The following is a 24,764-nucleotide window of genomic DNA, read 5'->3' as shown; positions in this document are numbered from 1 at the left end:
TCTCAATTTTGTTGGGATGCAATGCTTGCAGGATTGCGTGGTTAATTCTCTCTGCATGAGCAGCGTTAAAAGCCCAATGATTGGGGTCGTCGGTGGTGGTCAGTTGGCTCAGATGTTGGCGCAAGCTGCAAAAAGACGCGCTGTGGATGTTGTCGTGCAGTCGGGATCGATAACCGATCCCGCTGCTGTTGAAGCGACTCGACTTGTCTTGGCCGACCCAGTGGATGTAGAAGCTACTAGCAAGCTCGTGCAGGGCTGTTGTGGCGTCACTTTTGAGAACGAATGGGTCGATATTGAAGCTCTGATTCCCCTTGAACAACAAGGGGTGTGTTTTTCTCCGTCTCTTGCTGCGCTTGCTCCATTGGTCGACAAAATCTCGCAGCGTCAGTTGCTTCGCGAGATGGATCTTCCTAGCCCTGATTGGACTTTGCTGAGTTCGATTTCCTTTGATCAGCCCGAACTTCCTGCTGAGTGGAATTTCCCGGTGATGGCCAAGTCAAGCCGCTGGGGATATGACGGCAAAGGAACCAAGGTTCTCAAGAGTGTCGATGATTTATACCAACTTCTTCGATCAGTGGATCCGGGTCAATGGTTGCTTGAGCGCTGGGTGACGTTCGAAAAGGAATTAGCCATTGTTGTTAGCCGAGATGCTCAGGGCCGTGTTCGTAGCCTGCCGCTTGCTGAGACTCATCAGCTCCAACAGGTGTGTGATTGGGTGATTGCACCTGCGAGCGTTGATCATGCCGTGGAAGCGATGGCCTACAACATGGCAGCTTCTCTTCTAACAGAGCTCAATTACGTGGGCGTGCTTGCTGTTGAATTTTTCTACGGACCAGACGGACTACAGGTCAATGAGGTTGCACCTCGCACTCATAATTCCGCACATTTTTCGATCGAAGCCTGTAGCAGCAGCCAGTTTGATCAACAACTCTGTATCGCGGCTGGCTTGCCAGTGCCTGCTCCTGAGCTCCATGCACCTGGTGCCTTAATGGTGAATCTTCTGGGTTTGCAAAAAGGGGCAGAGTCCTCTCTAGATGAGCGCCTAGCGAAGCTGCGCAGTTGTGATCGGTTCCATCTTCACTGGTATGGAAAAGATTGTGAAACTCCAGGACGCAAGCTCGGTCATGTGACCGTGCTGCTTAATGGTGTCGATGCGCTTAGCCGTCGGCTGGAGGCGGAAAGTGCCTTAGAGCATATTCGCTCAATCTGGCCGACGCAGAACACCGTTTGCGCTTAAATTCTTCTTGAACTGCTGTGTTGGTGACGGCCTTTTTCTAGTGCTCTGATCTGACTCTCTTTCGATTTGGGGAGGCTGTCGTGAAGGTGACGTAAACCGGACTTGCTTCCGGAAACGAAGCCCCACTTTGCCTCCCCTTCTGGTTCTTCCAGGTCGAACACTGGGGCTCGCACGGCATGGCGGTTCACCTCTTTTGAACGCCTGGACGGCTGTGATTAAGTCGTTTCAGTAATGATGCTTCGTCCAGTTTTGTGACTACAAAAACCTCCTGAGCTGAACTGCCAAGTCTGGCAACCAATTTGAAACCACCCTTGATCGGCGTGGTGATTCTGAGTCGAAGTTCTGGGCAATGACCTTTGACGCGTCGGATTACGGCTGGTGTAATGGTTTGAATGTTCTTCTCCTCTGCAAGGGCCTTTAACCAAGGAATTAGACCCTCTACGTAGGTGCTGTGCGTGATTACAACTCGGCCCATCGCAACTTTTTCGCTGTAATTGATCGAAACCAGCCATAGTTTCAAGGTGACAGCAGCTCTGTATGAGACGCGATACTTAAACCCTTGATTTTTGCTTGCGGCGGTTTCGACTCCCAGCAGTCTACTTTTAGCTTCCAGGTCAAGGCCCTCCCCACGAGGTTTATGGCGATCAGATTCACGTGTTATCTATCCACCCTTGCGAGCTTGTGTTGTATGTGCCGGAGGGGGGCTAAACGTTTTAATTGAACCTATCGACGCAGTCTCATCTTCCTCGCTCTTTCTAGTATGTTCATTCAAAGCCTGGATATTTTCTGGGTAAACTATCAACCTAAAAGCTATGGATAGGCCTTTTTTTAGCAAGCCTTCAATAACTGTATTACGACTTAGTGTATAGGATTGATTCATTTTCTACTGGCCAAAATAAGCATTTCAGACTAGAGAGTTTGATTTGCTTCACTATTTGTTGATGACTATCGATTATGGGTCATGGTGTTATTAGAGCCTTGCTATTTTTGGGTTTTTAGAAAAGAGTCTTCGCTAATTTTGCTTGTATTTGATGATGGAAGTCGAATTAACTATGTCCTTTAGCTTGTCGACCCTTTTCTCTGTCTGGCAGGATGTGTTCCTTTTAAGTTGATCAATCGTTAGTTTTGTATATTAACGCTTCAAAGATTTTGCTCAATGCATATTCCCCTAGGCATTTAGCTCTCAATGTTTTGCCGTTGCTGCTAGAAAAGTCTTTTTTTTCAATCTTCCAAAAAAGAACAAGTTCACTGAGCTGCATTGAACCTTGATCAGCTTTGGTCTGTTTCAGCACCGTTCAAGTGGTGCCATCGTCAGGCCCTCCCCAGACAGTTGCTGGTGGTAGAGCTCGGCCTGCTCAAGTGGCCCACACCAGACCTCAGCTGAACCTTGACCGTCAATTTGATGCGCAAGATTCCAGGCTCTCTCCTCGCTCATGCCTGGAATGATCCTTCGCAGACAATCGACGACGTGTTGAAAGGTGTTTACTTCATCGTTGAGCACGATCACGCGGGCTTGCGGATACCTCTGAGTTTGCTTGGCACGTTCAAGAAGTGGCGTAGTACCAGGAGTCGCGAACGTCATGACTGATGAATGGCTTTGACGTGTAAAATGGTTCAAGCCTTAATAGGCTAAGTCAATCTGAATTGCGTCTTCTATGTTGTTCACTATCGCCTGGGCCTCACTGGCGGCTGTGTTCAGTCTCTCTATCGCCATGGTCGTGTGGGGACGTAATGGCGACGGCTCACTGAACTTCTGAGGTGCCTGAGGCTTTCCAAATCACAGGGACCAATCAGCTTCTCGCCGGAGCAGCCGTAATCCTTTTGGGCTTTGTGACCATTTCGGTTATCTATCTTTCAGTCGTTGATCGGCTTGATCGTCGTCGTCGCAATAAGACAAATGAGAAAGTGTGATCCCCAGCTGCCATAGGGAAAGGGTGATTGGATGTCTAAGCATTCCCTAGGCCTCTTAAGGCTGAAGAAGATTGTCTACATCCCTCTTCGCTTTCCTGTCAGTTCGGCGGGGATTTTCTCGCTGCTTTTGATCCCAACGATCGTCATCCTGCTTTTAAAGGGGCATCTGTCGTCAACCCGCACAGACAGGTTAGGGACACTTTCTCGCTTGATGACAGAGATGACGTTGATCCAGAGTTTTCGAGGAGATCCGCAACGCCAAGCCCCGCGTCTATGGCAGGACCGCCTTGGGATCAACCTGGCCAAGGACCTTTGGCGACGTCAGGGGCGGGGTCTCTGGTGGCAGGCGTGGGCAAATGATGGCGAGGCTTATTTGCTTCTGCCAGAGATCCTTTGGCCGATGAGTGTTACTTCAAACATTGCTTTTAAGCATCTTGATGAGATGGTTGTCATCGCTTCAGATGGCTTGCATCGTCAACAGCTAGTTCAAAGCCTTGGTAAAGGGTTTGTTCATTCTTCTGCTGGTCAATCGTCTTTACAGAGTTATTGCAGTTCTGTTCTAGTACATGGGCCAGCGGTGACCTGGAGTCCCGATGGTTTGGCTTCAGTGAGTGGAGCAATGGCACCTCTCCTGCAGAGTTCACGCTATGGATGTTTGTCATTGCGATTTGAACGTAATCAACTCAAATGGCAAGGAGTTGTTGGTTATCGTCCTTTTGGTTTGGCTCCAGTTGGCATCGATGCTAGCCCTATTCAGCATCGCCCTATGGCGATCAAATTGTCGCCGAGACGTGATTCAGATCAGGCTCTTCTGAATATGCAAGTGAAGAGTATGGACTTGCTTTTTGGCAGTTTGCTTTCTAAGCAGATTATTCAGGATTCCCTTGATAAGAACTATGGCATAAATCAGAAATTGAGGTTGAGACTCGCTTCAGCACCACTTGCATTTAGCTTAGACAAGCAGCCTAAAGGCCCTTTTCAAGCCAGCATTCAGATCCAACTTGAACTACCAGAGGGCTCCTCACGATGGCAACCAGTCATCGATACTGTTAGTCAACGCCTGCAGCAGCGTGATTTCATTAAAGAAGCTAACGCTGTTGTCCAAAAAGATCAAAAGATTGATGTTGACTTCTCTGGACTTACGCTCTGGCGCCAACCTTATGTAGACGGTGAGAAAGTTGTTGGTGGATGGGTTTGGCAACAAAAAAATGGAAAACCTATCCGTTTTGGTATTGCTCTTGGCGACTCACCCATGCTGACTGAGATCTCTAATGAACCTATCGATCTAGTTGATTCTGATGTCATAAAATTGTCTGCTGATACAGCGGCTTTGTATCGTTTAGGTTTACTTAATGAACTTTGGTCTGCCCCCGTAAAACAGGCCAGAATGTTAAATATGAACCTAAGTTATTTGCGGGGCACCAAACTCAAAAAAACACACTGGTGGTGGATGTCAGGTCAGCTGATATTGGAACAAGCTTCAACCCCCTGAGACATTTGATCTGATGATCCAGTGTTGAGTTTTGCAGATTCTTTTTGTTCCCGTTTGCGACGTTCTGATTCAAGAATTTGTTCGGTTAGTTCTACAGCCTGGGCCATCTTCTCGAGGTTGGACTTGTAGAGGTTCAGATCTTTTTCAACTCTGGTTTTGGAGAATCCAACTGATTCACTTAGTTCATGGGCGATTTGGCTCAGTCTTTCGGGATCAGAGGATTCATCACCTTGGGCAGATGCGAGCAGGCTGAGCAAGCCCACGGCCATTAGACGTGAGTAATGAAAGCTGGTGTTGCCAGTATTACGCAATCCCTGTGCCAGAGCTTCAGGAGCCCCTTTGCCTTGTTGTTGGATCCAGCCTTGGACCTCCTCAAGATTGTGCCCACGGACGGACTCAAGTGTTTTGTGGGCCAGCTTGCGCAAAGCATTAGGGTCGAAGCCGCAGCTTCGACATAGTGCATCGAACAAGGTCTTGACGTGAGCTTCTGGTCGGTAACCACGGGTGAAGACATCAAAAACTTGGCTAAGGCCAATAGCAAAGAGTCCGTCAGGGTGGAAATGCTTCTGGTGGCTCAGGAGATGAAGCTCGACAAGCAGTTCATCGGTTGTACGTCTGTAGAGCGAGGGGATGACATGAGGGAAATCATGATTAAACGCACGTTTGCTGTCAGCAATGGTCTTTCGGTCACTCAAGTGCTTGGCCCGACCTTTTTCGCATCTGACCATAGCGCTGCTGATGGCGCCGTTAAGATCGTGAAAACCGAGCAGAGCAGCATGATCCCGATTGTGATTGAAGAGTCGGGCCGTGGGGAAAGGGCCTTCGATATTTATTCGCGCCTCTTGCGTGAAAGAATCATCTTTCTTGGCGAGCCTGTGACAAGCGATTCGGCAAATCGAATTGTCGCTCAGATGTTATTTTTAGAGGCGGAAGATCCTGAAAAAGATATCTATTTGTATATCAATTCACCAGGAGGTTCAGTCTATGACGGCCTCGGTATATATGACACGATGCAGCATGTCAAGCCAGATGTTCAAACCGTATGTGTAGGGCTTGCCGCAAGTATGGGAGCGTTCCTACTCTGCGCAGGAGCAATGGGTAAACGCAGTAGTTTGCAGCATTCTAGAATTATGATTCATCAGCCGCTTGGTGGTGCCAGAGGGCAAGCGAGTGATATTCGTATTCAGGCTGATGAGATTCTGTTCCTTAAGGATCGATTGAACCGAGTATTAGCAGATCGGACAGGTCAACCTCTAGAGAGAATTCAAGAGGATACCGATCGAGACTTTTTCATGTCTCCCAAAGAAGCTATTGGTTATGGCCTTGTCGATACTGTGATCGATAAGCGTCCTGTTCATTCAGTCAAATGACAAGGGCGCCTTGTGATATGTAAGTATTGCAAGGGAAAATTATTTTCTAATGGATACTTATCAATGCATTCAGCCTGAATGAATCGATTGACTTGTTATGATTTAAAAAAAATATCATTCCAACCTAAGCTTGATCTAAAAACCTTTTTATTCTAAAAATAAAGAATCCTCTTACAATGAGGACCAATAATCCATTGTCATGATCCATTCCCTTTTGGTTAATTTATGAATGATTATTGTTTAGGTGCTAGCTCTATTAGTTCTGGAGGATAGGTATGCTTCTTTCCTTTTCTGGAACAGATGTAAACTCTGCTACTACTGAAAGGAATTCTTCTCCGTCTATGGTTTCCTTTTCGATGAGGATTTCAACGAGTCTATCCATAGCTTCCCGATGTTGCTTGACGATTTTTACAGTTTCGCTATAGCAATGCTTAACCATTTCTCGAACGGCCTCGTCTATTTGGCGGGATATTGCATCTGAGATCTCGCTTCGAGTCATCAGGTCACGTCCAATGAATACTTCTTGATTTCCGCTCTCCAGAGAGACTGGGCCTAAATCGCTCATGCCAAAACGTGTCACCATTTGGCGTGCCATGGATGCAACCTGCTGGATGTCACCACCTGCACCCGTTGTGATCTCTGCATCGCCAAAAACAACATCTTCTGCTGCCCTGCCTCCTAGTGCTCCCATGATTCGAGCTTTGAGTTGGGCACGAGTCACCAGCATTTGCTCTTCGTCCGGAGAGAACCATGTAAGACCCTGAGCCTGACCTCGTGGTATCAGAGTCACTTTTTGAACAGGGTCATGATCTTTAACTAATGTTCCTATTAGGGCATGACCAACTTCGTGGTAAGCGATCAATCTCTTGCTACGTCCATCAGTGAGTGGGCGGCCTTCCATGCCCGCGATGATTCTGTCAACGGCATCGTCAATTTCATCAAGGCTGATAGCCTTTTTACGACGTCGAGCTGTGAGGATTGCGGCCTCATTAAGTAGGTTGGCAAGGTCTGCCCCGGTGAATCCAGGTGTCCGTCGGGCTACATTATTTAAGGAAAGATCTTCTTCAAGTTTCTTGTCACGTGCATGCACTTCAAGAATCGCAAGTCGTCCTTTGATGTCTGGTGCATCCACACTGACTTGCCTATCAAAACGCCCTGGTCTCATCAGCGCAGAATCAAGTACATCAGGACGGTTTGTTGCTGCAATAATGATGATTCCGCTATTACCTTCAAATCCATCCATTTCTGTTAAAAGCTGGTTAAGAGTTTGTTCACGCTCATCATTCCCACCACCTATTCCGGCACCACGTTGTCGGCCTACGGCATCAATTTCATCAATAAAGATTAGGCAGGGTGTGTTCTCTTTTGCCCGCTTAAATAAGTCTCGGACACGACTCGCACCGACACCAACGAACATCTCTACAAATTCTGAGCCAGAGAGTGAGAAGAAGGGAACACCTGCTTCTCCTGCAATTGCTTTGGCAAGCAGTGTTTTGCCAGTACCTGGAGGCCCTACCAGCAGAACACCTCTTGGGATTTGAGCACCTACCGAGGTAAAGCGTTCGGGTTGCTTCAGGAATGTCACCACTTCCTCAAGATCCTGTTTTGCTTCAGTTACACCTGCAACATCATCAAACTTGACTCCAGTTTCAGCTTCCATTGCGAAGCGGGCTTTTGTCTTGCCGAACTGCATTGCCTGTCCGGGGCCGCCAGGCATTGAGCTGGAGCGACGGGCCAGCAGAATTAGGCCGCCAATGAGCAGTAGAGGGAAGAGAAGATTGCCTAATAAGCCAAGCGCCGGCGGAGTGGTACGAGCAGGATGAATATCGAAACTGATCCCCTCGGTCTTGAGTGTGTTGATTAACTCTGGGGCAAGACCTGGGAGATCAACTCGTAGTCGCTGTACGCGATTGTCGAGTTCGGGATCGACGGCCTCCACTACTGCATTTCGTCCACCGTCGTAAATATCCACGGCGGTGACCCTTCCTGCTTCCACATAGTCGAGGAAGCGGCCGTAGCTCATCCGCGTAACCGCAGCATTGCGCGGAGCCAGAGTTGTGTTGGTTGTCTGCTCTCCTGTGAGCTTGCCATTTCCTAAAATTTGCCAGGCGAGCAGTAAGGCAACACCGATCGGCAGCAGCCAGAGAGCAATGAGACGCCAGCGTTGATTCATCTGCTAGTGGATGGTTCACTGACTGTAACGGTGTTGATGGTTAGGTCGTTGGCCGCTAGATGGTCTTCTGGCTCCATCTTGCTCAGCGTTTGAGCTGAGATTCCCACTTCCGCTTTAGATGCTGCTTTGATCAAGCAGCATTTTTAGCTAAAAACCGTTTTTTAAAGTAAGAACGAGTTGGCTGATTCAGTCATTTATCCCCATCAACCTGCGTTGCTTGCGTTAGGCCCATGACTTGATGGTCTTCTCAGGTGGGAGTTGTTATTGCTAGAAACTTTTTGCTTTGCATATTCTCTGAAAATCGAAATGAATTTACAGGCGTCGTAGGGCAACGATTGGGTCAAGCCTTGCTGCACGCCTGGCGGGTAAAACACCGAAGATCAAACCAATTGATCCAGAGAGACTCACGGTGACTAGAACGACGCTTATTCCGATTGCTGCCGGGAGAGGGGTTAAAACTCCGATTGTTGTGACGGCGCCAATACCGACGGCTGTGCCAATGACGCCACCAAAGCTTGCAAGAACAAGTGATTCGATCAGGAATTGGCTCAATACATCGCTATTGCGAGCTCCAAGGGCCTTCCTTAGTCCGATCTCCTCAGTGCGTTCACTGACCGCAACCAGCATGATATTCATGATTCCGATGCCTCCTACCAGCAGCGATATCCCTCCGATTGCTGCCAACATGAGGGTTAGTCCTCCGCTGATTGTGTTGACGATGCTGAGGGCATCTTTCTGTGATCGAACTGCAAAGTCGTCATCTCGCAGGATTCGATGTCGCTGACGGAGCAGATTGGTGATCTGGAATTTTGCAGCCCCCGTACTTTCTTCATTCTTTGCTTCCACACTGATAAAACTAAGGCTGACGCCATACGTTGGATCTCTGCCTGTGAGCCGGCTCACCATTGTTGTGAGAGGAATGTAAGCGTTTTCATCTTGATTGTTTCCAAACACCGCTCCTTTCGGAGCCATTACACCGATCACTTCAAAAGATTGATCCTTAATTCGTAGGCTCTGACCAACTGCAGCACTCGTTGGGAAGAGTTTGTTGACAAGGTCGGGACCAATTACAACCACATTGCGTGCACCACGAAGATCAAGATCACTAATAAATCTTCCACGGGCCACTTCGAAGTTGCGCACTGGTAGAAACGCTGGCGTAACCCCGGAGATTGAACTGGTCGCACTTCGGGCACCCGCTTGAATTACTTCGCTTGAGCTGATCTGTGGTGCGACTTTTTTCACGCTGGGAACTTGCTCAGCGATTGCATCTGAATCTTCGATGACGAGATTTCGTGGGAAGGCCACACCGCGACGACGAGTGTCGTTGTTGCCAGGCACCACAAACAGCACATTTGCGCCCAGGTTGCTTAGTTGAGCCTCAGCCAGATTCTGAGCCCCCCTGCCAACCCCTACCAGGGTGATGACAGAAGCATTGCCGATCACAATGCCGAGCATTGTCAGGAGACTTCGTAGGCGATTGGCTTTGAGGGTTGAGAAAGCCATGCTCACCGTTTCGATGAGCGGAAGTGTGCTGGCCATGAGCCCTCAGAGCATTGTGTCGAGCTTCATTGGCAGATTGCCGCCTGTGCCGCGATGGACTGTGCCATTACTTAGCTGCATTGTTACGAGCTCTCCCTCAAGGAGGTTTCTAGTGGCATGTTCTACCCCAATGATGAACGGAACCTCTAGGCGTTTTGAGATCAAGGCTGCGTGGTCTTCCTCTCCTTCCTGTTCTGTAATCACTCCTGCAGACTTTTTGATTGCATCGAGATAGTCATCGCTTGTTTCTCGAATGACCAGAATCTCCCCTGGTTCGATCCTGGCTGAGTCGCTCGGGGAGAGGGCAAGTCTGACTTTGCCGCTAACGGTTCCATTGCCAATCCCGATTCCTTGGCCAAGCACTGCACTGACAATTCCTACTTTGACCAGATCTGTGGATCCGCTAACTCCAGCAAGAGTTCCAGCAGTTTGTATTGTTAGATCTCCTTCTTTGAGAAGACCCATTTCCTGGGCAACAGCAATTGCAGCACTGAAGGTTGCTGTGGTGCTTTTCTGAGTTGGGATAAGAAGTGGGGTGACACCCCAGACCAATTGAAGTTTTCTGGCCACAGCCAATTCATTGGTCACGGCCAGGATTGGTGCTGCTGGGCGGAACTTGCTGACGTTGTGTGCGGTTGCACCACTTTTGGTGAGTGGCACGATCGCTGCCGCATTGAGATGACTGGCGATGCTACTTACAGCTGAACTAATAGCGTTGGAAATCGTGCTGGCCAGATAAGTTTCGATTGGACGCTTTGGATAGTCCCGTTCAATCCGTCTGGCGATGGTGGCCATCGTTTGAACCGCCTCCACTGGATAGTCCCCTACAGCGGTTTCGTTCGAGAGCATCACTGCATCAGTGCCGTCAAGGATTGCATTTGCTACATCACTGACTTCTGCTCTGGTGGGTCTCGGGCTTGAGGCCATCGAGTCGAGCATCTGGGTGGCTGTGATGATTGGAATCCCAAGGCTGTTGGCCTTGCGAATCAAGTCCTTTTGCAGTAGAGGCACCTCTTCGGCTGGCATCTCCACGCCTAGGTCACCCCTAGCAACCATGACTCCATCACAGAGAGGAAGGATTGAATCGATTTGATCAATCGCCTCAAATTTCTCGATCTTCGCGATGACTGGGGTGCTGTGCCCTTGTTCCCCGATCAGTTTGCGAATCTCTTTCATGTCCGAAGGGTTGCGCACAAAGCTCAGTGCGACCCAATCCACACCTTGCTGGAGGCCAAAGGCGAGATCTTGGCGATCTTTCTCTGTGAGGGCACGAACCGATAGCTGTACATCAGGGAAATTCACTCCCTTGTTATTTGAGAGCACCCCTCCCACTGTGACGATGCAGTGCAAGGTTTGTTCGCTTTGATCGATTTTTACTACTTTCATCTCCACTCGACCGTCATCAAGCAGGATTCGACTGCCGGTAGTGACTTCGTCTGCAAGCTTGTCGTAAGTGACCGTAGCCACTGACTGATTGCATTGAACTTGTTTGGAGGTCAGGGCGAAGGGATCGCCATTGGCCAAAGTGATAGGCCCTTTATCAAAACGACCCAGGCGAATTTTGGGGCCTTGCAAGTCTTGAAGAATGCCGATGTGCATCCCCAATTCATCAGATACCTGACGGATGGTGGAGATGCGCTTGGCGTGCTCGTCATGGTCGCCGTGTGAGAAATTCAGCCGGAAGGTGGTAGCACCTGCCTGAACGAGTTCTCGGATTCGTTCAGTCGTCTCGGTTGCCGGACCTATTGTGGCAACGATTTTGGTCCGTCGTGTCAGATCGATCTGGGCCATCAACGGGACCTGAAACATCGCGGAAACTACCATCCAGGCATCAACACGTAGTTGTTGACAGCGTTGCCAGTGATTTTCTATGGACATTAATCATTACCAGCATGGAGCTCGAGCTACGGCCAGCTATCCGAATGTGGGTCAGAACCCGATTTATCCAACCCTTGGGCTCACAGGTGAGGCAGGTGAAGTCGCTGACAAGGTCAAGAAGGTTCTTCGCGATCAACAAGGTGTTTTTGACCTGGATACGCGCCAAGCAATCAAGCTTGAGTTGGGAGATGTGCTTTGGTATGTAGCCCAGTTGGCTAGTGAGCTGGGCTTTGACTTAGAAGATGTCGCACAAGCCAATCTCGATAAGCTGGCTAGCAGGGCATCACGTGGCCAGATCTCAGGGAGCGGTGATCAACGATGAAGATGAATTTTTTGCAAAGCTCCTTATGGAAGGCAGTTCTAACTGCAGTTTTTCTGGTTTTTAATCTGGTTTTCAGTGATCAAGCCTTAGCGGCAACCCTCAGCTTGGATCAGTTGAGTATCGATGCTTGTGAGCAAACAGATCCAGGTGCGCAGCCCAGCCTGACTAGGCCTATCGGCGCAAGTTGCTATGTGCTTTCAGGTGAGGTGACCAATCCAGGCAACTTTGCCGTGATTGATAGTGATGTCTTTGCTCAGATCTTGGATCCAAGTGGTGAACCTGTTTTGCCAAACCGTGCTCGCCTTGGTTCTATTGGCGACGTGCAACCTGGCGTAAGTACTTTTGCAGTGCGGTTGGCGATTCCGGCAGGAACGCCAGGGCCTTTACAAGTGAAGGGGGCAAAGGCAAAGGGATTCAAGGCTCCTGTTCGTACTCGTGCTGGAGACGATGATGAGCTGCTACCGCTTGAACAGGCTGTAGACCCTGGTCTTTTATGGGGAACCAAGGCAGTGATCCCTTTGGAACAACCACTTGATCAGCTGTAATAGCTCATTCCACTATTCAAGATCGCCACACTTGCGCTATTGAGCATTTGTTGTAAAAGACTCAGGGCTACTAACGCCAGGATCGCTGAGAGATCTAATCCTCCAAGGGGAGGAATCAAACCACGAAAAGCATTGAGGTAGGGGTCTGTGATTGAGCTAACGGTGCTCAGCACTGGATTCGCCCAGTCCAGATTAGGGAACCAGCTCAGCAACACGCGCACGATAAGCACTAGTGAGTAGATCTCAAGTGTCTGGGCTAGTACCTGTAGCAACGTGGCCAGGATTTGCATGGGTGAAGACAACTATTCTGAGAACTCTATGCAACCTGAGAAGGTTCGGCTGAACCTAAATCAGGAAGTACTGAGAAGGTTCGATGGAACTTTTCAGAGAGCGTGAGCCAATAAGACCTGCCCTCGCTCTGTCGTTTGCGTTCGATGAAGTTCTGAGCAACGAGTTCTTTGATGTGGTCGTAGGCGCCTGATCCCCGTAAATCGACCAGCTCCGATTGAAGAATTCTTTTTTTCAGGGCAATGGTGGCAAGGGTTCTGAGTGTTGCGATGGAAAGATCAACGGGTAAAAGGTTGTGGACTAGCTCGCCAAGGCCTGGACACAATTGAAGGCTATATCGACCATTGTTCTCTTGGATCTCTAAGGCTGTATCTCTCTGTGCATAACCTGCCATCAGTGCAAGAAGAGCTTGCTCAATCAGATCCTCAGTCTCATTGGCTAGCTCTGCCATCTCTTTGAGCGTTACAGGGCGACCCTTCAAATAAAGAATGGCCTCTAAACGTGCTGGTAAGGAGAAGCTGGAGACCTCATCCCTCTCTTGAGCTGGGGAATCGGTGGCCATGGCAGGCCCTGCTATGGAATATGCCAAGTTACCGCGATCAAACGGTCTGTGCACCCAGAAATAAGCAGTAGGCGGGGTTGTTGGTTTCTTCCCAGTTTGGGTAGCCCAGATCATTAAGAAAGCGCTGCCAACTTTCCATTTCGTTGTCTTGAACCAACACACCTACAACGATCCTGCCGACATCGGCTCCGTGATTGCGGTAGTGGAAGATGCTGATACTCCATTCGGGGTGAAGGGCACTGACAAAGGTCATAAGAGCTCCTGGACGCTCAGGGAACTCAAAGCGATAGAGCAGTTCGCGACATCCATCTCGGCAAAGGGTTTTTGCTGAGGCAGGAAGCCGACCACCCACCATGTGACGAAGGTGCCCTTTGGTCAGCTCGTCGTTGCTGAGATCAAGGCATGGGAATCCTGACGACTGAAGTAGCGTCAAAAGTTTGCTTCGATCATTGAGGTCTAAAACCTGTACCCCGATGAAAATTTGGGCTCTATCCCCTTCCGCCATTCGGTAACTGAATTCAGTAAGGTTTTTCCCCGCTAGGACGTTGCAGAGCTTTCGCAGGCTGCCTGCCTGCTCTGGGATCTCCACCGCGAGGATTGCTTCCCTTTCTTCCCCTAGCTCTGCTCTTTCGGCGACAAAACGGAGCCGTTCAAAGTTCATGTTTGCGCCACAGGCCACGGCCACAAGACTGCGGTCTTGAAGATCACGTTTGGCGATATCTGCCTTCATGCCAGCAATTGCTAGTGCGCCAGCTGGTTCAAGAATTGAGCGGGTATCTTCAAAAACATCTTTGATCGCTGCACAGATTTCATCAGTGCTTACCGTCACCATCGCGTCTACGTGCATCTGAGCTAATGAGAAGGTGTGTTTTCCTACCTGACGTACAGCGACTCCGTCCGCAAATAGGCCAACTTTTGCCAGCTCAATACGTTCACCAGCTTCAAGCGAGAGCGTCATGGCTGCAGCGTCGTGGGGCTCGACACCGATAATTTCGACTTGTGGCCACAAGCTTTTGACATAGGTAGCAATCCCGCCGATCAGTCCGCCACCGCCAACTGCGACATAAATTGCATCTGGTGGATCTTGGATCTGGCGCAGGATTTCCAGAGCAATCGTCCCTTGCCCAGCAATCACCTCTGGATCATCAAACGGGTGGATAAACGTGAGTCCATCTTTTTCACTTCGACGCATGGCCTCTTGATAGGCCTCGTCGTAGGTCTCTCCATGAAGTGCGACTTCAGCGCCAAGAGCACGGACTGCCCGTACCTTCATTTCGGGTGTGGTAATCGGCATCACAATCACAGCTCTGCAATTGAGATAAGAGGCGCTCAGTGCCACTCCCTGAGCGTGGTTTCCAGCACTTGAAGCAATCACGCCACGCTGCAACTCCTCTTGGCTGAGAAGAGACATGCGGTTATACGCACCACGAAGCTTGAATGAGAAGACTGGCTGTAGGTCCTCACGTTTCAACCAGATCTTGTTCTTAAGACGCCGACTGAGGTTTTTGGCCAGTTCCAGGGGGGTTTCATGAGCTACGTCATAGACACGTGCCCTAAGAATCCTCTGTAGATAATCGTCCATCACGCCAGTCTTGCAATATTCAGATCCGGCAACTGTTTGCACTTGCCAGGGTTGCTTACGCCGTTCTATAGCTGAGAAGACCTAGATTGAATGGGTTGGAGTGGGACAGGAACGCGAATGCGTCTGAGCGAGTTAACCCATCCGAATCAGCTTCATGGCTTGAGCATTGCTGAGCTTGAGGATGTAGCACGTCAGATACGGGAACGCCATCTTGAGGTGGTGTCCACCAGTGGAGGTCATTTGGGGCCTGGGCTAGGTGTTGTTGAACTCACCCTTGCTCTTTATCAAACTCTTGATCTAGATCATGATCGAGTTGTATGGGACGTCGGCCATCAGGCTTATCCCCACAAGCTGATTACTGGTCGATATGGCGACTTCAATACCTTGCGTCAGCAGGGTGGTGTCGCTGGCTATCTGAAGCGTTGTGAAAGTTCTTTCGATCATTTTGGTGCTGGCCATGCCAGTACTTCGATATCAGCGGCACTCGGCATGGCCGTTGCTCGTGAGCGTCGTGGTGAATCGTTCAAATGCGTAGCTGTCATTGGTGATGGGGCTCTTACTGGCGGCATAGCTCTAGAAGCGATTAATCATGCCGGCCATATGCCGAACACACCTTTTTTGGTTGTTCTCAACGACAACGACATGTCGATTTCTCCGCCAGTAGGAGCGTTGTCGACCCATCTAAATCGCATGCGCCACAGTGCGCCTGTGCAGTTCATCTCGGACAGCGTCGAGGAGAGGGTTAAGAGTCTCCCTTTCATGGGAGGCGAACTGCCTGCTGAACTCGATCTACTCAAGGGCAGTATGCGTCGATTGTCCGTGCCGAAGGTAGGGGCTGTTTTTGAGGAGCTTGGCTTTACCTACATGGGCCCTATTGATGGCCATGACATTGAACGGATGGTTCGAACCTTTGAGACGGCTCACAAGGTTGGTGGCCCTGTACTCGTTCATGTTGTTACGACCAAAGGCAAGGGCTATCCCTATGCCGAAGCAGATCAAGTTGGCTATCACGCCCAATCAGCGTTTGATCTCATTACCGGTAAGGCTCTTCCCTCAAAAGGAAAGAAACCACCGAGTTACAGCAAGGTGTTTGGCGAGACGCTCATCAAGCTTTGTCAGCAGGACAGCACTGTCGTTGGGATCACAGCTGCGATGGCCACAGGTACCGGTCTTGACCTACTACAAAAGGCTGTTCCTGAGCAATACATCGATGTAGGTATCGCTGAACAGCATGCTGTAACTCTTGCTGCTGGGATGGCTTGCGAGGGTCTCAAGCCTGTGCTGGCGATTTACAGCACATTCCTGCAGCGAGCCTTCGACCAATTGATCCACGACGTGGGTATTCAGAACCTTCCAGTCACCTTTGTGATGGATCGCGCAGGCATTGTTGGCGCTGATGGACCGACCCATCAGGGTCAGTACGACATCAGTTATTTCCGCGCTATTCCCAATTTCACCGTGATGGCGCCCAAGGATGAGGCTGAACTTCAACGCATGTTGGTGACATGTCTTCAGCATCAAGGCCCTACTGCTCTGCGTATTCCAAGGGGATCAGGCGAGGGTGTACCTCTGCTTGATGAAGGCTGGGAGCCTTTGACAATTGGCCGAGGTGAAGTGCTTTGTGAAGGTGATGATCTTTTAATCGTTGCTTATGGAGTGATGGTGCCTGCTGCCATGATCACAGCTCAGTTGTTGCAGGAAGCAGGCGTAAAGGCCACCGTAATTAATGCTCGGTTCCTAAGACCACTTGACCAATCCTTGATTCATCCTTTAGCCCGTCGCATTGGTCGTGTTGTCACGATGGAGGAGGGTGCTCTTGCGGGTGGTTTTGGTGCCGCTGTTGTTGAGTCCCTTAGTGATCAAGATGTTTTGGTCCCAACGTTCAGAATTGGAATTCCTGATCAATTGGTTGACCATGCCAGTCCCCAACAGAGCCGGGAAGCGCTGGGTCTCACACCAACACAGATGTCTGAACGGATTCAAGAACACTTTTGCTTGAATTCGAAGCCTTCTCTTGTTGGGCAGGAAGCATCGCAGGCCTTGTCAACCTGATCAATTGACTGTTTTGGTGGCAGGTGCAGGGCCAGCAGGAGCTCGGCTTGCACAACGACTCGCTAGCCAAGGGATTGCGGTCACTCTTGTTGAACGCTTAAGAGCAGCCAATCAGAATGCTTTTTCTAGTGCTGCCATCCCTATCCAGGCGGTCTCTGATCTCTGCATACCTGCTGAAGCGATTGCCAGCCATTGGCATGGTTGGCAGTTGGTGGATCCAGACGGAATACAACATCAATGGTGGTCTCAACATGACCTTGGCGTGGTTCTCAACTTCGGCTCGCTACGTCACCAGCTCTGGCAGCAAGCTATAGAAGCAGGTGTTGAATTTTTATTGGGTTGGCGTGTTCACTCCGTTCTTACGGTCAATGACGGCGCAAACGTTGAATTGATTGGTCCAAATGGGTTGTGTCAGACAAGGAGAGTGAGCTGGGTGGTTGATGCCACCGGTCATCGTCGCCTTTTATTGGGTTCAACTGCAGCATCCAAGCCTTCTGATACCGATGGCATGCTTGAAGGGGCTGGCGTTGAGTGGATCCTGCAGGGTGATGAAAAAACAACAGCTCTCTGGCGTGACCGGGTTTGTTTTTTTTTGGGATGCCAGTGGATTCAACATGGTTATGGCTGGATTTTTCCCATGGCCGGTAATCAGTTGAAGGTAGGAGTTTGTCGTCTGCCTCCACCACTGAAGGAGTGCCTCGAACCGATGAGCAGCATCTTGAACCGCCTGCTTATCAAGAACCAGCTTGATGAGCTACCAGTGATCGATAGACATGGCGGAATCTTGCGCAGCAGTTTAAGGCGCAGTGAAGCGCACGTTGTTGGCAGGATTGTTGGAGTTGGCGACGCTATTAGTACTGCCAATTTGCTTGGCGGAGAAGGCATCCGTCATGCTCTCGTTAGTGCAGAGGTGCTTACTCCTTTGCTTGTTGAAGCCTGCTGTCACCCATGCAGTTCAAATCAAGACAAAGACAACAAGGTCTTGATGCAATTTGAACGGCTCCTGCGTCTTCGTTTGGGTTGGCGCTGGAATCTTTCAGGTCGCTTGGCAAAGCGAACATGGTGGGGTTTATGCGATCAAAAAGGCGATCGACGCCTTGCACGATTGATCAATGGGCTGTCAATGCGAGTCAGCGCTGAAGATCTGAGCCGATTGTTGTTCGAATACCGCTTTGAGCGCTACGGACTCCGCCTTCTTCCTTATTTAATGGGCTGGCGATGAATTCGCCAGCCCTAGTGCTGTTCAGAGAACGCCGCGTGAAGCTAATCCGAGGATTGTGCCCATGCCAAGGATGTGGCCTAAGCATTGGGATCCGACAACGGAGGCGTGGCTCATGCCTCCATAGAATTTGTTATTAGGCATGTCGAACCCTTCATTTTGGTGTTCGATGTTGGCCTTAGCAATGACAAATGCGAGCACGTTGCAAGCGATCATCACCATGCCCACCGCAGGCGACCAGGTGAATGTGGAAGGAGCAGCTGCAGCCAGGAGGTGCGTGAACATTTAGACCGTGGAAGCGACGCCTTATTGTGCGACATTGATCGGAGTTCTTGGCACACAAGCCATACCTCTTAAGAGTTTTTCACCACCTGTCGCTGGCCAGCACGAATAAATCCCAAAACCACGAGGGCATCGCTTAGCACCAGAAAGGCTTCTGCTGCCCCATGGAAAGCATCAACTTCAACCAGTTCAAGTCCATAAATTTGATCAGCCAGGATCGCAAAAATGATTGTCATAAACACAAAAAGAAGAGTGAGCCGGAATCCCCAGATGGATAGTCGTGGCAAGCTCTTGCTCTGTTGAGCCCACCACAGGAAAGCGAGATAGGGAATTAACGAAAGGCCATATAGAGGTCCTGGGTCCATATCAATGAAGGCGTTCAAAATCTCAGTAGAAGTGGCAAAAATCATGATTGCTGTCGTTCTGAACGCACCAAATTCCAGGTTGCTGCGGCCAAACAGCAGTTACCAATCAGCGTTAGCCAAGCTTGAAGCACAACAATTCCGCTAAGGGCTTTGCTGTTGTCAAAAATATGCCAGGTGATGGCTGTCATGGCACTCACCAAGTTGGGGAGCATTGCTAGAGCCAACCATGACATTGCCCTGCTTTGGTTCCTTTTCCCCCATTGCACCACCAGCACAATCGCAAGCATCCATTCGAACAAGGATGCGAGGTGGATCCACCAGGTGCCTAGAGATAGGGCGTGCACATGATTCGCTCGATGGCAGCAGCCTAGGGAGGCTTGGTCGCCGTTAATGTTTAGTTCAGCTATTGCTTGGCTATGGCAGTTCAGGCAAAGCAAAGCAAGGCAGTGCTGTTATGCGGCTACTACGGCGAGCACAACCTTGGCGATGATGCTCTTTTGCAGGTTTTACTTCAGGAGCTTCCCTCACATTTGCAGCCTTGGATCACGGCAAATGATTCAAATGCCATTAAGGCCTTAGCTCCGAAGGCTCAAGTCATTAACCGACGCTCATTGCTCGAGACCATTAGGGCACTTTTTCAAGTTCAGGGTTTGATTCTTGGTGGCGGCAGCTTGCTGCAGGACAGCACGAGTTTTAAGAGCCTGATCTATTACCTGATCTTGATTGTGATAGCCCAACAACGTGGGGGTCCTGTTGTGCTTTGGGGCCAGGGCCTGGGGCCATTCCGTCATCGCTTGAGTCGATGGATGGTTAAGAGCGTTCTACGTAGGGTGCAGGCGATCAGTTGGAGAGACCCAGACTCTTTTCAGCTTGCTCAGCAATGGTGCCTACCCTCTCCGATGCTGATGGCACCAGATCCAGTCTGGCAACTTCCCTCTAGGAACTGGGAGGGTGGCCAAGCTGTTGTGCTTTGTTGGCGTCCCACGTCAATGCTTGATCGCTTTGGCTGGCAGCATTTGCTCCAAGCCCTTGAGATGACTCTCAGAGATATTGATGCTCCAGTTCATTGGCTTGCTTTTCATCAACGTCAGGATGAACAGCTATTCCGACAACTAGATAGGCAAGGATTGATCAGTTCCAGCTTGAGATCACGAAGTCAATCCTTTGCATTTGATTCACTAACAGAGGTTATGAATCAGTTCACGATGGCCAGATTGGTGCTGCCTATGCGATTGCATGCACTCATCCTGGCCCAATTGGCTGGTAGTCCCACAGTGGCACTGAGCTACGACCCGAAGGTGTCATCTGCAGCTGTGATGGCAAATGTGCCATTTACTGATTTGCAATCGTTACCTGATATTCGTTTGCTTTCTGGACTATGGAGGCAGGCCTTAGATGTTTCTCCTGACCTTGGAAAGATCGAAGCAATCCGCAAACAAGCTTCTCAACACAGTATGACACTAAATAAGATCTTTGATTAACGTTTAAGTTTCACTTGTTTGATTATTATTAGCCATAACAATGACATGTGAACAATAATGATCAACATAATTATGTATATTTTTTCTAATTAGGTTTTGTGAGCTATTGTCAGTATCGTTCTCCTGAACTAGCATCAAATTGATGCTCCTTTTCTGGGGGCCAATTGATCTTAATGGTCTCAGGAATTGAGATCTCGCTAGCGCAAAGCATCCTTAGTGGACCTCTGTTGCTCTCAAGAATGAGCAACTGGGATGTTCCCAGCCATTCCTTATAGACAAGACGGCAAGGTATCCCTTCTGAACTTAGTTGAAGATGTTCTGGTCGAATTGCTTTGATAATGCCTGATTCTGCTGGCAGAAGATTGATCTGGGGGCGTCCTATAAAGCTGGCAACAAAGAGTGATGATGGATTGTGGTAGAGCTCTTGGGGAGTACCGATTTGCTCTATCTTTCCGTCTCGCATTACGGCAATTCGATGTGCCATTGCCATTGCTTCATGTTGATCGTGTGTGACGTAGACAACGGGCTGACTGCCTTTAAGGATCAAATGGCGTAACTGAGGTCGTAGGTCTTCGCGCAGCTGAGCATCCAAATTGCTCATTGGCTCATCGAGTAAATAGACCAGAGGGTCTCTGAGCAGAGCCCTGGCGAGGGCCACTCTTTGACGTTGACCACCTGAGAGTTCTGCCGGATGTCGCTCTGCAAGATCCTCTAATTGCATTAATGCCAGAACAGATGCCACTCGTCGCTTGCGATCACTGGCTGCTATTCCACGAACCTGAAGACCAAGCGCAAGATTGGCGAAAACTGTGAGATGGGGAAATAATGCATAGCTCTGAAAGACCATGCCGATGCGGCGGTCAACTGGTGACACCGTCGTGACATCCTCGCCAGCGATAGTGATCGAACCTTCATTGGGCTGGTCGAGTCCAGCTATCAGCCTGAGAGTTGTGCTCTTGCCACATCCACTTGGGCCAAGTAGGGCAAGGCATTCACCCTCGCCCACTTCAAGGTCTAGATGACGAACAATCCATTTACTACCGAAACGGCGACCGATGTTTTGTAGAATAAGATTCATCCTTTAATCGCTCCCTGTGTCAGACCGGAAACGATCTGTCGCTGAAAGATGAGCACGAGTAATAACAGTGGCAGAGCACCTAGAACGGTGGCAGCTGCATAAGCGCCATAGGGAATTGAGTAGACCGATGAACCTGCAATTCGTGCTATAGCAACCGGAAGTGTGAGCAGATCTGCTCTACTAATCCAGGTCAATGCGATTGGATATTCGTTCCAGGAGAAGAGAAAGACCAAGATGGCAGTGCTTGCGGTTGCAGGACCTATTAGGGGAATCAATACCCAGCGCAATCTCTGCCATAGGTCCAAACCCTCAAGCCTCGCGGCTTCTTCTAGTTCAGAAGGTAGATCGCGGAAGGCTGATAAAAGCAGCAACACAGCCAAGGGCATCGACAAGCCAGCGTAGGGAAAACTGAGCGCAAGCAAATTGTTTCCGAGGTTGAAACTCCTTGCAAGTTCTAATAACGCCAAAAAAAGCAGAACATATGGAAATAGAGCCGCACCAAGGAGTATAAATTTGGCCACTCTGGCAACATTCTGCGAGACTTTTGAAAGAGAATAGGCGGCTGGAATGGCTATTAGTAGTGTTAATGATGTTGAGCCGATGCCAACGATGACACTGTTCAATAGATAACGCCAGAAGGGAGGGTTAGCTGTCAATACCTGGCGATAGTTGTCAAGAGTCCAACGCTGATTGTGCTCAGCCAATGGTTGCAGAAGAGCTTCATGGGTGCAAAAGGATGTGTAGAGCTGCCAAAGCAGAGGCGCTAACGACCAAAGCAGGAGAACAGTGATCCAAAGCTTTCGCTGACGCATCATTTAATTGCCTCTCGCCAATGGCTGGCCTGTTGGAAGATCAGCCAAACAAGCAGACAGGCAAGAACTAGAAGAAGAAACCCGCTGATCATTACTGTTGCGCTATAGCCAAAATCGAGGAAGCGCATTGCGTTTAAATAAGCATATAAAGCAAGGCTTTCCGTGCTTCCTGCAGGACCCCCACCAGTCATCACCTGAATCAAGTCGAAGATGCCGAAGGCCTGAGCGAGGCGAAATAAAAGACTAAGGAGTAAATAAGGCTGCAAGAGCGGCAAGGTGATCTGAAATAGTGCGGCACGTGGATGGCCACCTTCGAGATAGAAAGCTTCGTAGAGATCATTGGGAATGGTTTGCAAGCCAGCCAAAAGAATCAGAGCAGCAAATGGCGTGGTCTTCCAGACATCGCCAACAACCGTGGCAAGCCAGGTGATATTTGGATTCGAAAGGATGTTTAGAGGTTGTAATCCAATCAGTTCTGCGAACTGCTCAATAGGGCCGTAAGGAGTATTAAAGATCCAACGCCAGCCAAGAGCCATAACAGTAGTTGGCAGTGCCCATGGGAGCAAACTTATGGCCCTTACTACACCTCGACCACGCCAACGCTGATCGAGTAAAAGCGCTATCGCTATAGCAAGTAATAGTTCTAAGCTGACTGAAACGGTTGCGAAGCGGGCTGTCTGATAGGTGTCTTGCCAGAAGCGTTGGTCGTGCAGTAGGCGAAGCCAATTCGCACCATGATTGGGAATCGCAACTAAGCCTGTCAGGACTGAATCAGCATGGAAGCTCAACCAGGAATAACGAACTAGAGGGAGACCAAAGACCAACGCAATTAATAGAGCTGCCGGGATTAGAAGCAATTGGATCATTTAGTTTCTCTTGCCGCCATAAGAATCTTCTCGGTGTTTGCTTGGGCGTTGGCCATTGCATAGCTGACGCTGGATTGGCCTGTTAAAATTGAACTTAAATTTCGTTGTAATACATCACTGATCTGCGCATAAAGAGGGGTTGCTGGACGTTGATCAGTGCTTTGTAAGGCTTTAGCAAGCTCCGGAAGAATTTGTGATTTTGAGAGCAGCTCTTGGTCTTTGAATAGTTCTGTTTTGGTTGGGGTATAACTGTCGTTGGTGAATAGTTTTTTTTGTGCTGATGTTGATGTGAGAAAGGCAATGGCCTCAGCTGCAGCTTCAGGATTCGATGAGCCCTTGAGGATCGAGAAGCCCCAGCTGCCTAGGGTTGATGTGGATCGATTGTGATCGCTAGCAACCATCGTGGTTACGCCAACATTGCCTCTAACATCGCTGTTAGGCTTCTGAAGTTCTCCCCAGGCATAAGGCCAGTTACGCATTAGCGCAACATCTCCAGACTTAAAGGCTTGAAGAGCTTCATTTTCGGCATAGTTGATCACTGCTTCGGGGCTGACTCCACTGCTAATCAGTTCACGCAACCAACTTGCAGCCTTAAGACTTGCGGAGCTGTCAAGGCCAACATTATCGGTTCCGGGTTCAAGCCATTGTCCTCCAAATCCATCAAGAACTTCTAGAAATACGCAACTTAGGCCTTCATATTGGCGGCCTTGCCAGACATAGCCATTAGCAACACGGCCTTCTTTTTGGAGTTTAAGACTAACCTTAATGAGTTCCTCAGGGGTGCGCGGTGGTTCACTCATCAAATCAGTCCGCCAATAAAGCAATCCCATGTCAGCCACAAGCGGCCATCGATAAAGTTTCCCGTCGAAATGATTTCCAAGCATTGCCCCCGGGGCAATGGAATCAATCTCTTGTTGATCGATCCATGGATTCAAGGGTGTAAGCCATCCTGCGGCGGCGTATTTCGGCAACCAAGTCACATCAATTAAAAGTGCATCGAATGGACTTTTACCTAAAAGCAGACTGCTGATTGCTAAATCAGAGACTGATTCTGTTTCAAGTGGACCTCGAGTCACCTGAAGTTTGATCTTGCCGTGTTGATCATTGTTGAATTGTTGGACAAGATCAGTTGTTGACTCAGCAAATGGAGCTGGCATCAAGATGTTGATCTGAATAGGGTGAGAGCTCAGGGCCCAGCTTGCAAATAGTGCAACGCTGGTCAAAGAGAACAGAAGAGCTATTTTCGAAAATATCCTTCTCATCATGGTTGCGTAGTTTCTATTTTGTCAACCAAACTTTTTGTTTGCTCCGCTGTCCAATCCTTGACTGTGTATGAGTCGAAAGTAGCAATCATTATCACATGCTTATTTTCTTCTCTTCTGTGCATGCTTAGCAATATCAGACAAGTTAATGCCATGCCCCAGCATCTTGATGGTAACTAGTTTGTTGAATTATTTAGTGATTAGATCTTGTTCAGGTCAATCCCTAGCGATTTGGCATAGACACCAAGACCCTTTTTTTGGATTGTTTTCAGTGCACGGGTGCTTACACGTAGTTTCAACCAACGGTTCCCTTCAGCCCACCAGAGGCGCCGCTGTTGCAGGTTGGCCTGTTGCAGCTTCTTTGTGCGGATGTGGGAATGGCTCACAGCCATGCCGTTGTTGGCGCGAGTTCCAGTGAGCTGACACACCCGGGACATGTCTTGAT

General features: G+C 49.4%; 28 protein-coding genes and 1 other RNA gene. 11 read left to right on the top strand and 18 right to left on the bottom strand.

The genetic code is table 11. The features are described from left to right. Nucleotides 1-55: 55 nt before the first annotated feature. Both EV12_RS10975 and ssrS read left to right on the top strand, forming a co-directional pair. Nucleotides 56-1,237 (top strand): 5-(carboxyamino)imidazole ribonucleotide synthase, encoded by a 1,182-nt coding sequence (locus EV12_RS10975; protein WP_241466607.1) that lies wholly within the window; start codon nucleotides 56-58, stop codon nucleotides 1,235-1,237. A 6-nt stretch (nucleotides 1,238-1,243) separates the two neighbouring features. Continuing rightward, nucleotides 1,244-1,427: non-coding RNA, 6S RNA (gene ssrS / locus EV12_RS13280), on the top strand. Here the strand turns inward: ssrS and EV12_RS10970 are convergent. The 3 genes from EV12_RS10970 to clpS all read right to left on the bottom strand — a co-directional run bounded on the left by EV12_RS10970 (nucleotide 1,422) and on the right by clpS (nucleotide 2,819). After that, entirely contained in the window at nucleotides 1,422-1,712 is a 291-nt protein-coding gene (locus tag EV12_RS10970) for a DUF2103 domain-containing protein (RefSeq protein WP_036915740.1), read from the bottom strand. The two genes, ssrS and EV12_RS10970, sit on opposite strands and share 6 nt — an antisense overlap. Nucleotides 1,713-2,349: 637 nt before the next feature. Next, on the bottom strand, nucleotides 2,350-2,529 hold the full coding sequence (locus tag EV12_RS10965) for a hypothetical protein (RefSeq protein WP_036915235.1): 180 nt from the start codon (nucleotides 2,527-2,529) through the stop codon (nucleotides 2,350-2,352). Beyond that, nucleotides 2,523-2,819, bottom strand: a complete 297-nt coding sequence (clpS, locus tag EV12_RS10960) for an ATP-dependent Clp protease adapter ClpS (protein ID WP_036915234.1) — start codon at nucleotides 2,817-2,819, stop codon at nucleotides 2,523-2,525. Before clpS ends, EV12_RS10965 begins: the two co-directional genes overlap by 7 nt. 73 nt (nucleotides 2,820-2,892) lie before the next feature. On the opposite strand from clpS, the gene petN reads away from it, so the two are divergent. The 3 genes from petN to EV12_RS10950 are packed head-to-tail and all read left to right on the top strand — an operon-like array spanning nucleotide 2,893 to nucleotide 4,640. Further along, complete coding sequence (gene petN, locus EV12_RS10955; protein ID WP_036915232.1) at nucleotides 2,893-2,994, top strand: cytochrome b6-f complex subunit PetN; 102 nt, start codon at nucleotides 2,893-2,895, stop codon at nucleotides 2,992-2,994. Between the two features lies 1 nt (nucleotide 2,995). Further along, nucleotides 2,996-3,148 (top strand): hypothetical protein, encoded by a 153-nt coding sequence (locus EV12_RS14300; RefSeq protein WP_193742235.1) that lies wholly within the window; start codon nucleotides 2,996-2,998, stop codon nucleotides 3,146-3,148. 31 nt (nucleotides 3,149-3,179) lie between these two features. After that, entirely contained in the window at nucleotides 3,180-4,640 is a 1,461-nt protein-coding gene (locus EV12_RS10950) for a hypothetical protein (RefSeq protein ID WP_036915231.1), read from the top strand. Here the strand turns inward: EV12_RS10950 and psb29 are convergent. Further along, nucleotides 4,607-5,335, bottom strand: coding sequence for a photosystem II biogenesis protein Psp29 (psb29, locus tag EV12_RS10945; RefSeq protein WP_036915229.1), 729 nt, complete (start codon nucleotides 5,333-5,335; stop codon nucleotides 4,607-4,609). The genes EV12_RS10950 and psb29 overlap by 34 nt on opposite strands. Here psb29 and clpP point away from each other — a divergent pair. Beyond that, on the top strand, nucleotides 5,288-6,010 hold the full coding sequence (clpP, locus tag EV12_RS10940) for an ATP-dependent Clp endopeptidase proteolytic subunit ClpP (protein WP_413350112.1): 723 nt from the start codon (nucleotides 5,288-5,290) through the stop codon (nucleotides 6,008-6,010). The two genes, psb29 and clpP, sit on opposite strands and share 48 nt — an antisense overlap. A gap of 256 nt (nucleotides 6,011-6,266) precedes the next feature. Here clpP and ftsH read toward each other — a convergent pair whose 3' ends face one another. The 3 genes from ftsH to pyk all read right to left on the bottom strand — a co-directional run bounded on the left by ftsH (nucleotide 6,267) and on the right by pyk (nucleotide 11,516). Next, the gene (gene ftsH, locus EV12_RS10935; RefSeq protein WP_036915227.1) at nucleotides 6,267-8,183 is read right to left on the bottom strand and encodes an ATP-dependent zinc metalloprotease FtsH; all 1,917 of its coding nucleotides are present in this window, start codon (nucleotides 8,181-8,183) and stop codon (nucleotides 6,267-6,269) included. 312 nt (nucleotides 8,184-8,495) lie between these two features. Then, the gene (locus tag EV12_RS10930) at nucleotides 8,496-9,725 is read right to left on the bottom strand and encodes an ABC transporter permease (protein WP_036915225.1); all 1,230 of its coding nucleotides are present in this window, start codon (nucleotides 9,723-9,725) and stop codon (nucleotides 8,496-8,498) included. A gap of 6 nt (nucleotides 9,726-9,731) precedes the next feature. Continuing rightward, complete coding sequence (gene pyk, locus EV12_RS10925) at nucleotides 9,732-11,516, bottom strand: pyruvate kinase (RefSeq protein WP_036915738.1); 1,785 nt, start codon at nucleotides 11,514-11,516, stop codon at nucleotides 9,732-9,734. A 79-nt stretch (nucleotides 11,517-11,595) separates the two neighbouring features. Here pyk and EV12_RS10920 point away from each other — a divergent pair, with 79 nt between their 5' ends. Together EV12_RS10920 and EV12_RS10915 are read left to right on the top strand one after the other, a co-directional pair. Further along, entirely contained in the window at nucleotides 11,596-11,925 is a 330-nt protein-coding gene (locus EV12_RS10920; protein WP_036915221.1) for a nucleoside triphosphate pyrophosphohydrolase family protein, read from the top strand. Further along, nucleotides 11,922-12,470 (top strand): hypothetical protein, encoded by a 549-nt coding sequence (locus EV12_RS10915; RefSeq protein WP_036915220.1) that lies wholly within the window; start codon nucleotides 11,922-11,924, stop codon nucleotides 12,468-12,470. The genes EV12_RS10920 and EV12_RS10915 overlap by 4 nt, the downstream gene beginning before the upstream one ends. On the opposite strand, the gene EV12_RS10910 is transcribed toward EV12_RS10915, so the two are convergent. The 3 genes from EV12_RS10910 to ilvA are packed head-to-tail and all read right to left on the bottom strand — an operon-like array spanning nucleotide 12,461 to nucleotide 14,902. Next, nucleotides 12,461-12,760, bottom strand: coding sequence for a YggT family protein (locus tag EV12_RS10910; RefSeq protein ID WP_011826175.1), 300 nt, complete (start codon nucleotides 12,758-12,760; stop codon nucleotides 12,461-12,463). The two genes, EV12_RS10915 and EV12_RS10910, sit on opposite strands and share 10 nt — an antisense overlap. Before the next feature lie 26 nt (nucleotides 12,761-12,786). Continuing rightward, entirely contained in the window at nucleotides 12,787-13,320 is a 534-nt protein-coding gene (scpB, locus tag EV12_RS10905) for an SMC-Scp complex subunit ScpB (protein WP_036915219.1), read from the bottom strand. Nucleotides 13,321-13,357: 37 nt separating this feature from the next. After that, a complete protein-coding gene (gene ilvA, locus EV12_RS10900) occupies nucleotides 13,358-14,902 on the bottom strand; it encodes a threonine ammonia-lyase, biosynthetic (RefSeq protein ID WP_036915218.1) in 1,545 nt (514 codons plus the stop codon). A 117-nt stretch (nucleotides 14,903-15,019) separates the two neighbouring features. Here ilvA and dxs point away from each other — a divergent pair, with 117 nt between their 5' ends. Both dxs and EV12_RS10890 read left to right on the top strand, forming a co-directional pair. Continuing rightward, nucleotides 15,020-16,954, top strand: a complete 1,935-nt coding sequence (gene dxs / locus EV12_RS10895) for a 1-deoxy-D-xylulose-5-phosphate synthase (protein WP_036915217.1) — start codon at nucleotides 15,020-15,022, stop codon at nucleotides 16,952-16,954. Between the two features lie 4 nt (nucleotides 16,955-16,958). Then, a complete protein-coding gene (locus EV12_RS10890) occupies nucleotides 16,959-18,176 on the top strand; it encodes an NAD(P)/FAD-dependent oxidoreductase (RefSeq protein ID WP_036915737.1) in 1,218 nt (405 codons plus the stop codon). Between the two features lie 21 nt (nucleotides 18,177-18,197). On the opposite strand, the gene psaK is transcribed toward EV12_RS10890, so the two are convergent. The 3 genes from psaK to EV12_RS10875 all read right to left on the bottom strand — a co-directional run bounded on the left by psaK (nucleotide 18,198) and on the right by EV12_RS10875 (nucleotide 19,164). After that, nucleotides 18,198-18,458, bottom strand: a complete 261-nt coding sequence (gene psaK, locus EV12_RS10885) for a photosystem I reaction center subunit PsaK (protein ID WP_011130065.1) — start codon at nucleotides 18,456-18,458, stop codon at nucleotides 18,198-18,200. A 68-nt stretch (nucleotides 18,459-18,526) separates the two neighbouring features. Continuing rightward, nucleotides 18,527-18,865, bottom strand: a complete 339-nt coding sequence (locus EV12_RS10880; RefSeq protein ID WP_036915214.1) for a DUF3593 domain-containing protein — start codon at nucleotides 18,863-18,865, stop codon at nucleotides 18,527-18,529. Then, nucleotides 18,862-19,164, bottom strand: a complete 303-nt coding sequence (locus tag EV12_RS10875) for a DUF2499 domain-containing protein (RefSeq protein WP_036915213.1) — start codon at nucleotides 19,162-19,164, stop codon at nucleotides 18,862-18,864. The genes EV12_RS10880 and EV12_RS10875 overlap by 4 nt, the downstream gene beginning before the upstream one ends. 72 nt (nucleotides 19,165-19,236) lie before the next feature. Between EV12_RS10875 and csaB the strand changes: the two genes are divergently transcribed. Beyond that, entirely contained in the window at nucleotides 19,237-20,301 is a 1,065-nt protein-coding gene (gene csaB, locus EV12_RS10870; RefSeq protein WP_036915212.1) for a polysaccharide pyruvyl transferase CsaB, read from the top strand. Between the two features lie 109 nt (nucleotides 20,302-20,410). On the opposite strand, the gene EV12_RS10865 is transcribed toward csaB, so the two are convergent. The 5 genes from EV12_RS10865 to rpmB all read right to left on the bottom strand — a co-directional run bounded on the left by EV12_RS10865 (nucleotide 20,411) and on the right by rpmB (nucleotide 24,756). Beyond that, nucleotides 20,411-21,379, bottom strand: coding sequence for an ABC transporter ATP-binding protein (locus EV12_RS10865; RefSeq protein WP_036915211.1), 969 nt, complete (start codon nucleotides 21,377-21,379; stop codon nucleotides 20,411-20,413). Beyond that, a complete protein-coding gene (locus tag EV12_RS10860) occupies nucleotides 21,376-22,194 on the bottom strand; it encodes a carbohydrate ABC transporter permease (RefSeq protein ID WP_036915209.1) in 819 nt (272 codons plus the stop codon). The genes EV12_RS10865 and EV12_RS10860 overlap by 4 nt, the downstream gene beginning before the upstream one ends. Next, the gene (locus EV12_RS10855; protein WP_036915208.1) at nucleotides 22,191-23,057 is read right to left on the bottom strand and encodes a carbohydrate ABC transporter permease; all 867 of its coding nucleotides are present in this window, start codon (nucleotides 23,055-23,057) and stop codon (nucleotides 22,191-22,193) included. The genes EV12_RS10860 and EV12_RS10855 overlap by 4 nt, the downstream gene beginning before the upstream one ends. Continuing rightward, the gene (locus tag EV12_RS10850) at nucleotides 23,054-24,322 is read right to left on the bottom strand and encodes an ABC transporter substrate-binding protein (RefSeq protein ID WP_036915207.1); all 1,269 of its coding nucleotides are present in this window, start codon (nucleotides 24,320-24,322) and stop codon (nucleotides 23,054-23,056) included. Before EV12_RS10850 ends, EV12_RS10855 begins: the two co-directional genes overlap by 4 nt. A 197-nt stretch (nucleotides 24,323-24,519) precedes the next feature. Further along, the gene (gene rpmB / locus EV12_RS10845) at nucleotides 24,520-24,756 is read right to left on the bottom strand and encodes a 50S ribosomal protein L28 (protein ID WP_011130073.1); all 237 of its coding nucleotides are present in this window, start codon (nucleotides 24,754-24,756) and stop codon (nucleotides 24,520-24,522) included. Between the last annotated feature and the right edge of the window lie 8 nt (nucleotides 24,757-24,764).

Source organism: Prochlorococcus sp. MIT 0701 (genome assembly GCF_000760295.1).
Taxonomy (GTDB): domain Bacteria; phylum Cyanobacteriota; class Cyanobacteriia; order PCC-6307; family Cyanobiaceae; genus Prochlorococcus.
The sequence above is the reverse complement of the archived record's forward strand: the minus strand, read 5'-3'. Positions and strand labels throughout refer to the sequence as shown.

Excerpts from the sequence above, each read along its gene's own strand:
- ftsH (WP_036915227.1), bottom strand. The coding sequence starts at position 8,183 with ATGAATCAACGCTGGCGTCTCATTGCTCTCTGGCTGCTGCCGATCGGT.
- petN (WP_036915232.1), top strand. The coding sequence starts at position 2,893 with ATGTTGTTCACTATCGCCTGGGCCTCACTGGCGGCTGTGTTCAGTCTC.
- scpB (WP_036915219.1), bottom strand. The coding sequence starts at position 13,320 with ATGGCCACCGATTCCCCAGCTCAAGAGAGGGATGAGGTCTCCAGCTTC.
- EV12_RS10920 (WP_036915221.1), top strand. The coding sequence starts at position 11,596 with ATGGACATTAATCATTACCAGCATGGAGCTCGAGCTACGGCCAGCTAT.
- pyk (WP_036915738.1), bottom strand. The coding sequence starts at position 11,516 with ATGGCCCAGATCGATCTGACACGACGGACCAAAATCGTTGCCACAATA.
- EV12_RS10855 (WP_036915208.1), bottom strand. The coding sequence starts at position 23,057 with ATGATCCAATTGCTTCTAATCCCGGCAGCTCTATTAATTGCGTTGGTC.
- EV12_RS10880 (WP_036915214.1), bottom strand. The coding sequence starts at position 18,865 with ATGATTTTTGCCACTTCTACTGAGATTTTGAACGCCTTCATTGATATG.
- EV12_RS10910 (WP_011826175.1), bottom strand. The coding sequence starts at position 12,760 with ATGCAAATCCTGGCCACGTTGCTACAGGTACTAGCCCAGACACTTGAG.
- dxs (WP_036915217.1), top strand. The coding sequence starts at position 15,020 with ATGCGTCTGAGCGAGTTAACCCATCCGAATCAGCTTCATGGCTTGAGC.
- EV12_RS10865 (WP_036915211.1), bottom strand. The coding sequence starts at position 21,379 with ATGAATCTTATTCTACAAAACATCGGTCGCCGTTTCGGTAGTAAATGG.
- EV12_RS10950 (WP_036915231.1), top strand. The coding sequence starts at position 3,180 with ATGTCTAAGCATTCCCTAGGCCTCTTAAGGCTGAAGAAGATTGTCTAC.
- clpP (WP_413350112.1), top strand. The coding sequence starts at position 5,288 with ATGATTAAACGCACGTTTGCTGTCAGCAATGGTCTTTCGGTCACTCAA.
- ilvA (WP_036915218.1), bottom strand. The coding sequence starts at position 14,902 with ATGGACGATTATCTACAGAGGATTCTTAGGGCACGTGTCTATGACGTA.
- EV12_RS10970 (WP_036915740.1), bottom strand. The coding sequence starts at position 1,712 with ATGGGCCGAGTTGTAATCACGCACAGCACCTACGTAGAGGGTCTAATT.
- EV12_RS10915 (WP_036915220.1), top strand. The coding sequence starts at position 11,922 with ATGAAGATGAATTTTTTGCAAAGCTCCTTATGGAAGGCAGTTCTAACT.
- EV12_RS10860 (WP_036915209.1), bottom strand. The coding sequence starts at position 22,194 with ATGATGCGTCAGCGAAAGCTTTGGATCACTGTTCTCCTGCTTTGGTCG.
- EV12_RS10930 (WP_036915225.1), bottom strand. The coding sequence starts at position 9,725 with ATGGCCAGCACACTTCCGCTCATCGAAACGGTGAGCATGGCTTTCTCA.
- EV12_RS10975 (WP_241466607.1), top strand. The coding sequence starts at position 56 with ATGAGCAGCGTTAAAAGCCCAATGATTGGGGTCGTCGGTGGTGGTCAG.
- clpS (WP_036915234.1), bottom strand. The coding sequence starts at position 2,819 with ATGACGTTCGCGACTCCTGGTACTACGCCACTTCTTGAACGTGCCAAG.
- csaB (WP_036915212.1), top strand. The coding sequence starts at position 19,237 with ATGGCAGTTCAGGCAAAGCAAAGCAAGGCAGTGCTGTTATGCGGCTAC.
- EV12_RS10850 (WP_036915207.1), bottom strand. The coding sequence starts at position 24,322 with ATGATGAGAAGGATATTTTCGAAAATAGCTCTTCTGTTCTCTTTGACC.
- psaK (WP_011130065.1), bottom strand. The coding sequence starts at position 18,458 with ATGTTCACGCACCTCCTGGCTGCAGCTGCTCCTTCCACATTCACCTGG.
- rpmB (WP_011130073.1), bottom strand. The coding sequence starts at position 24,756 with ATGTCCCGGGTGTGTCAGCTCACTGGAACTCGCGCCAACAACGGCATG.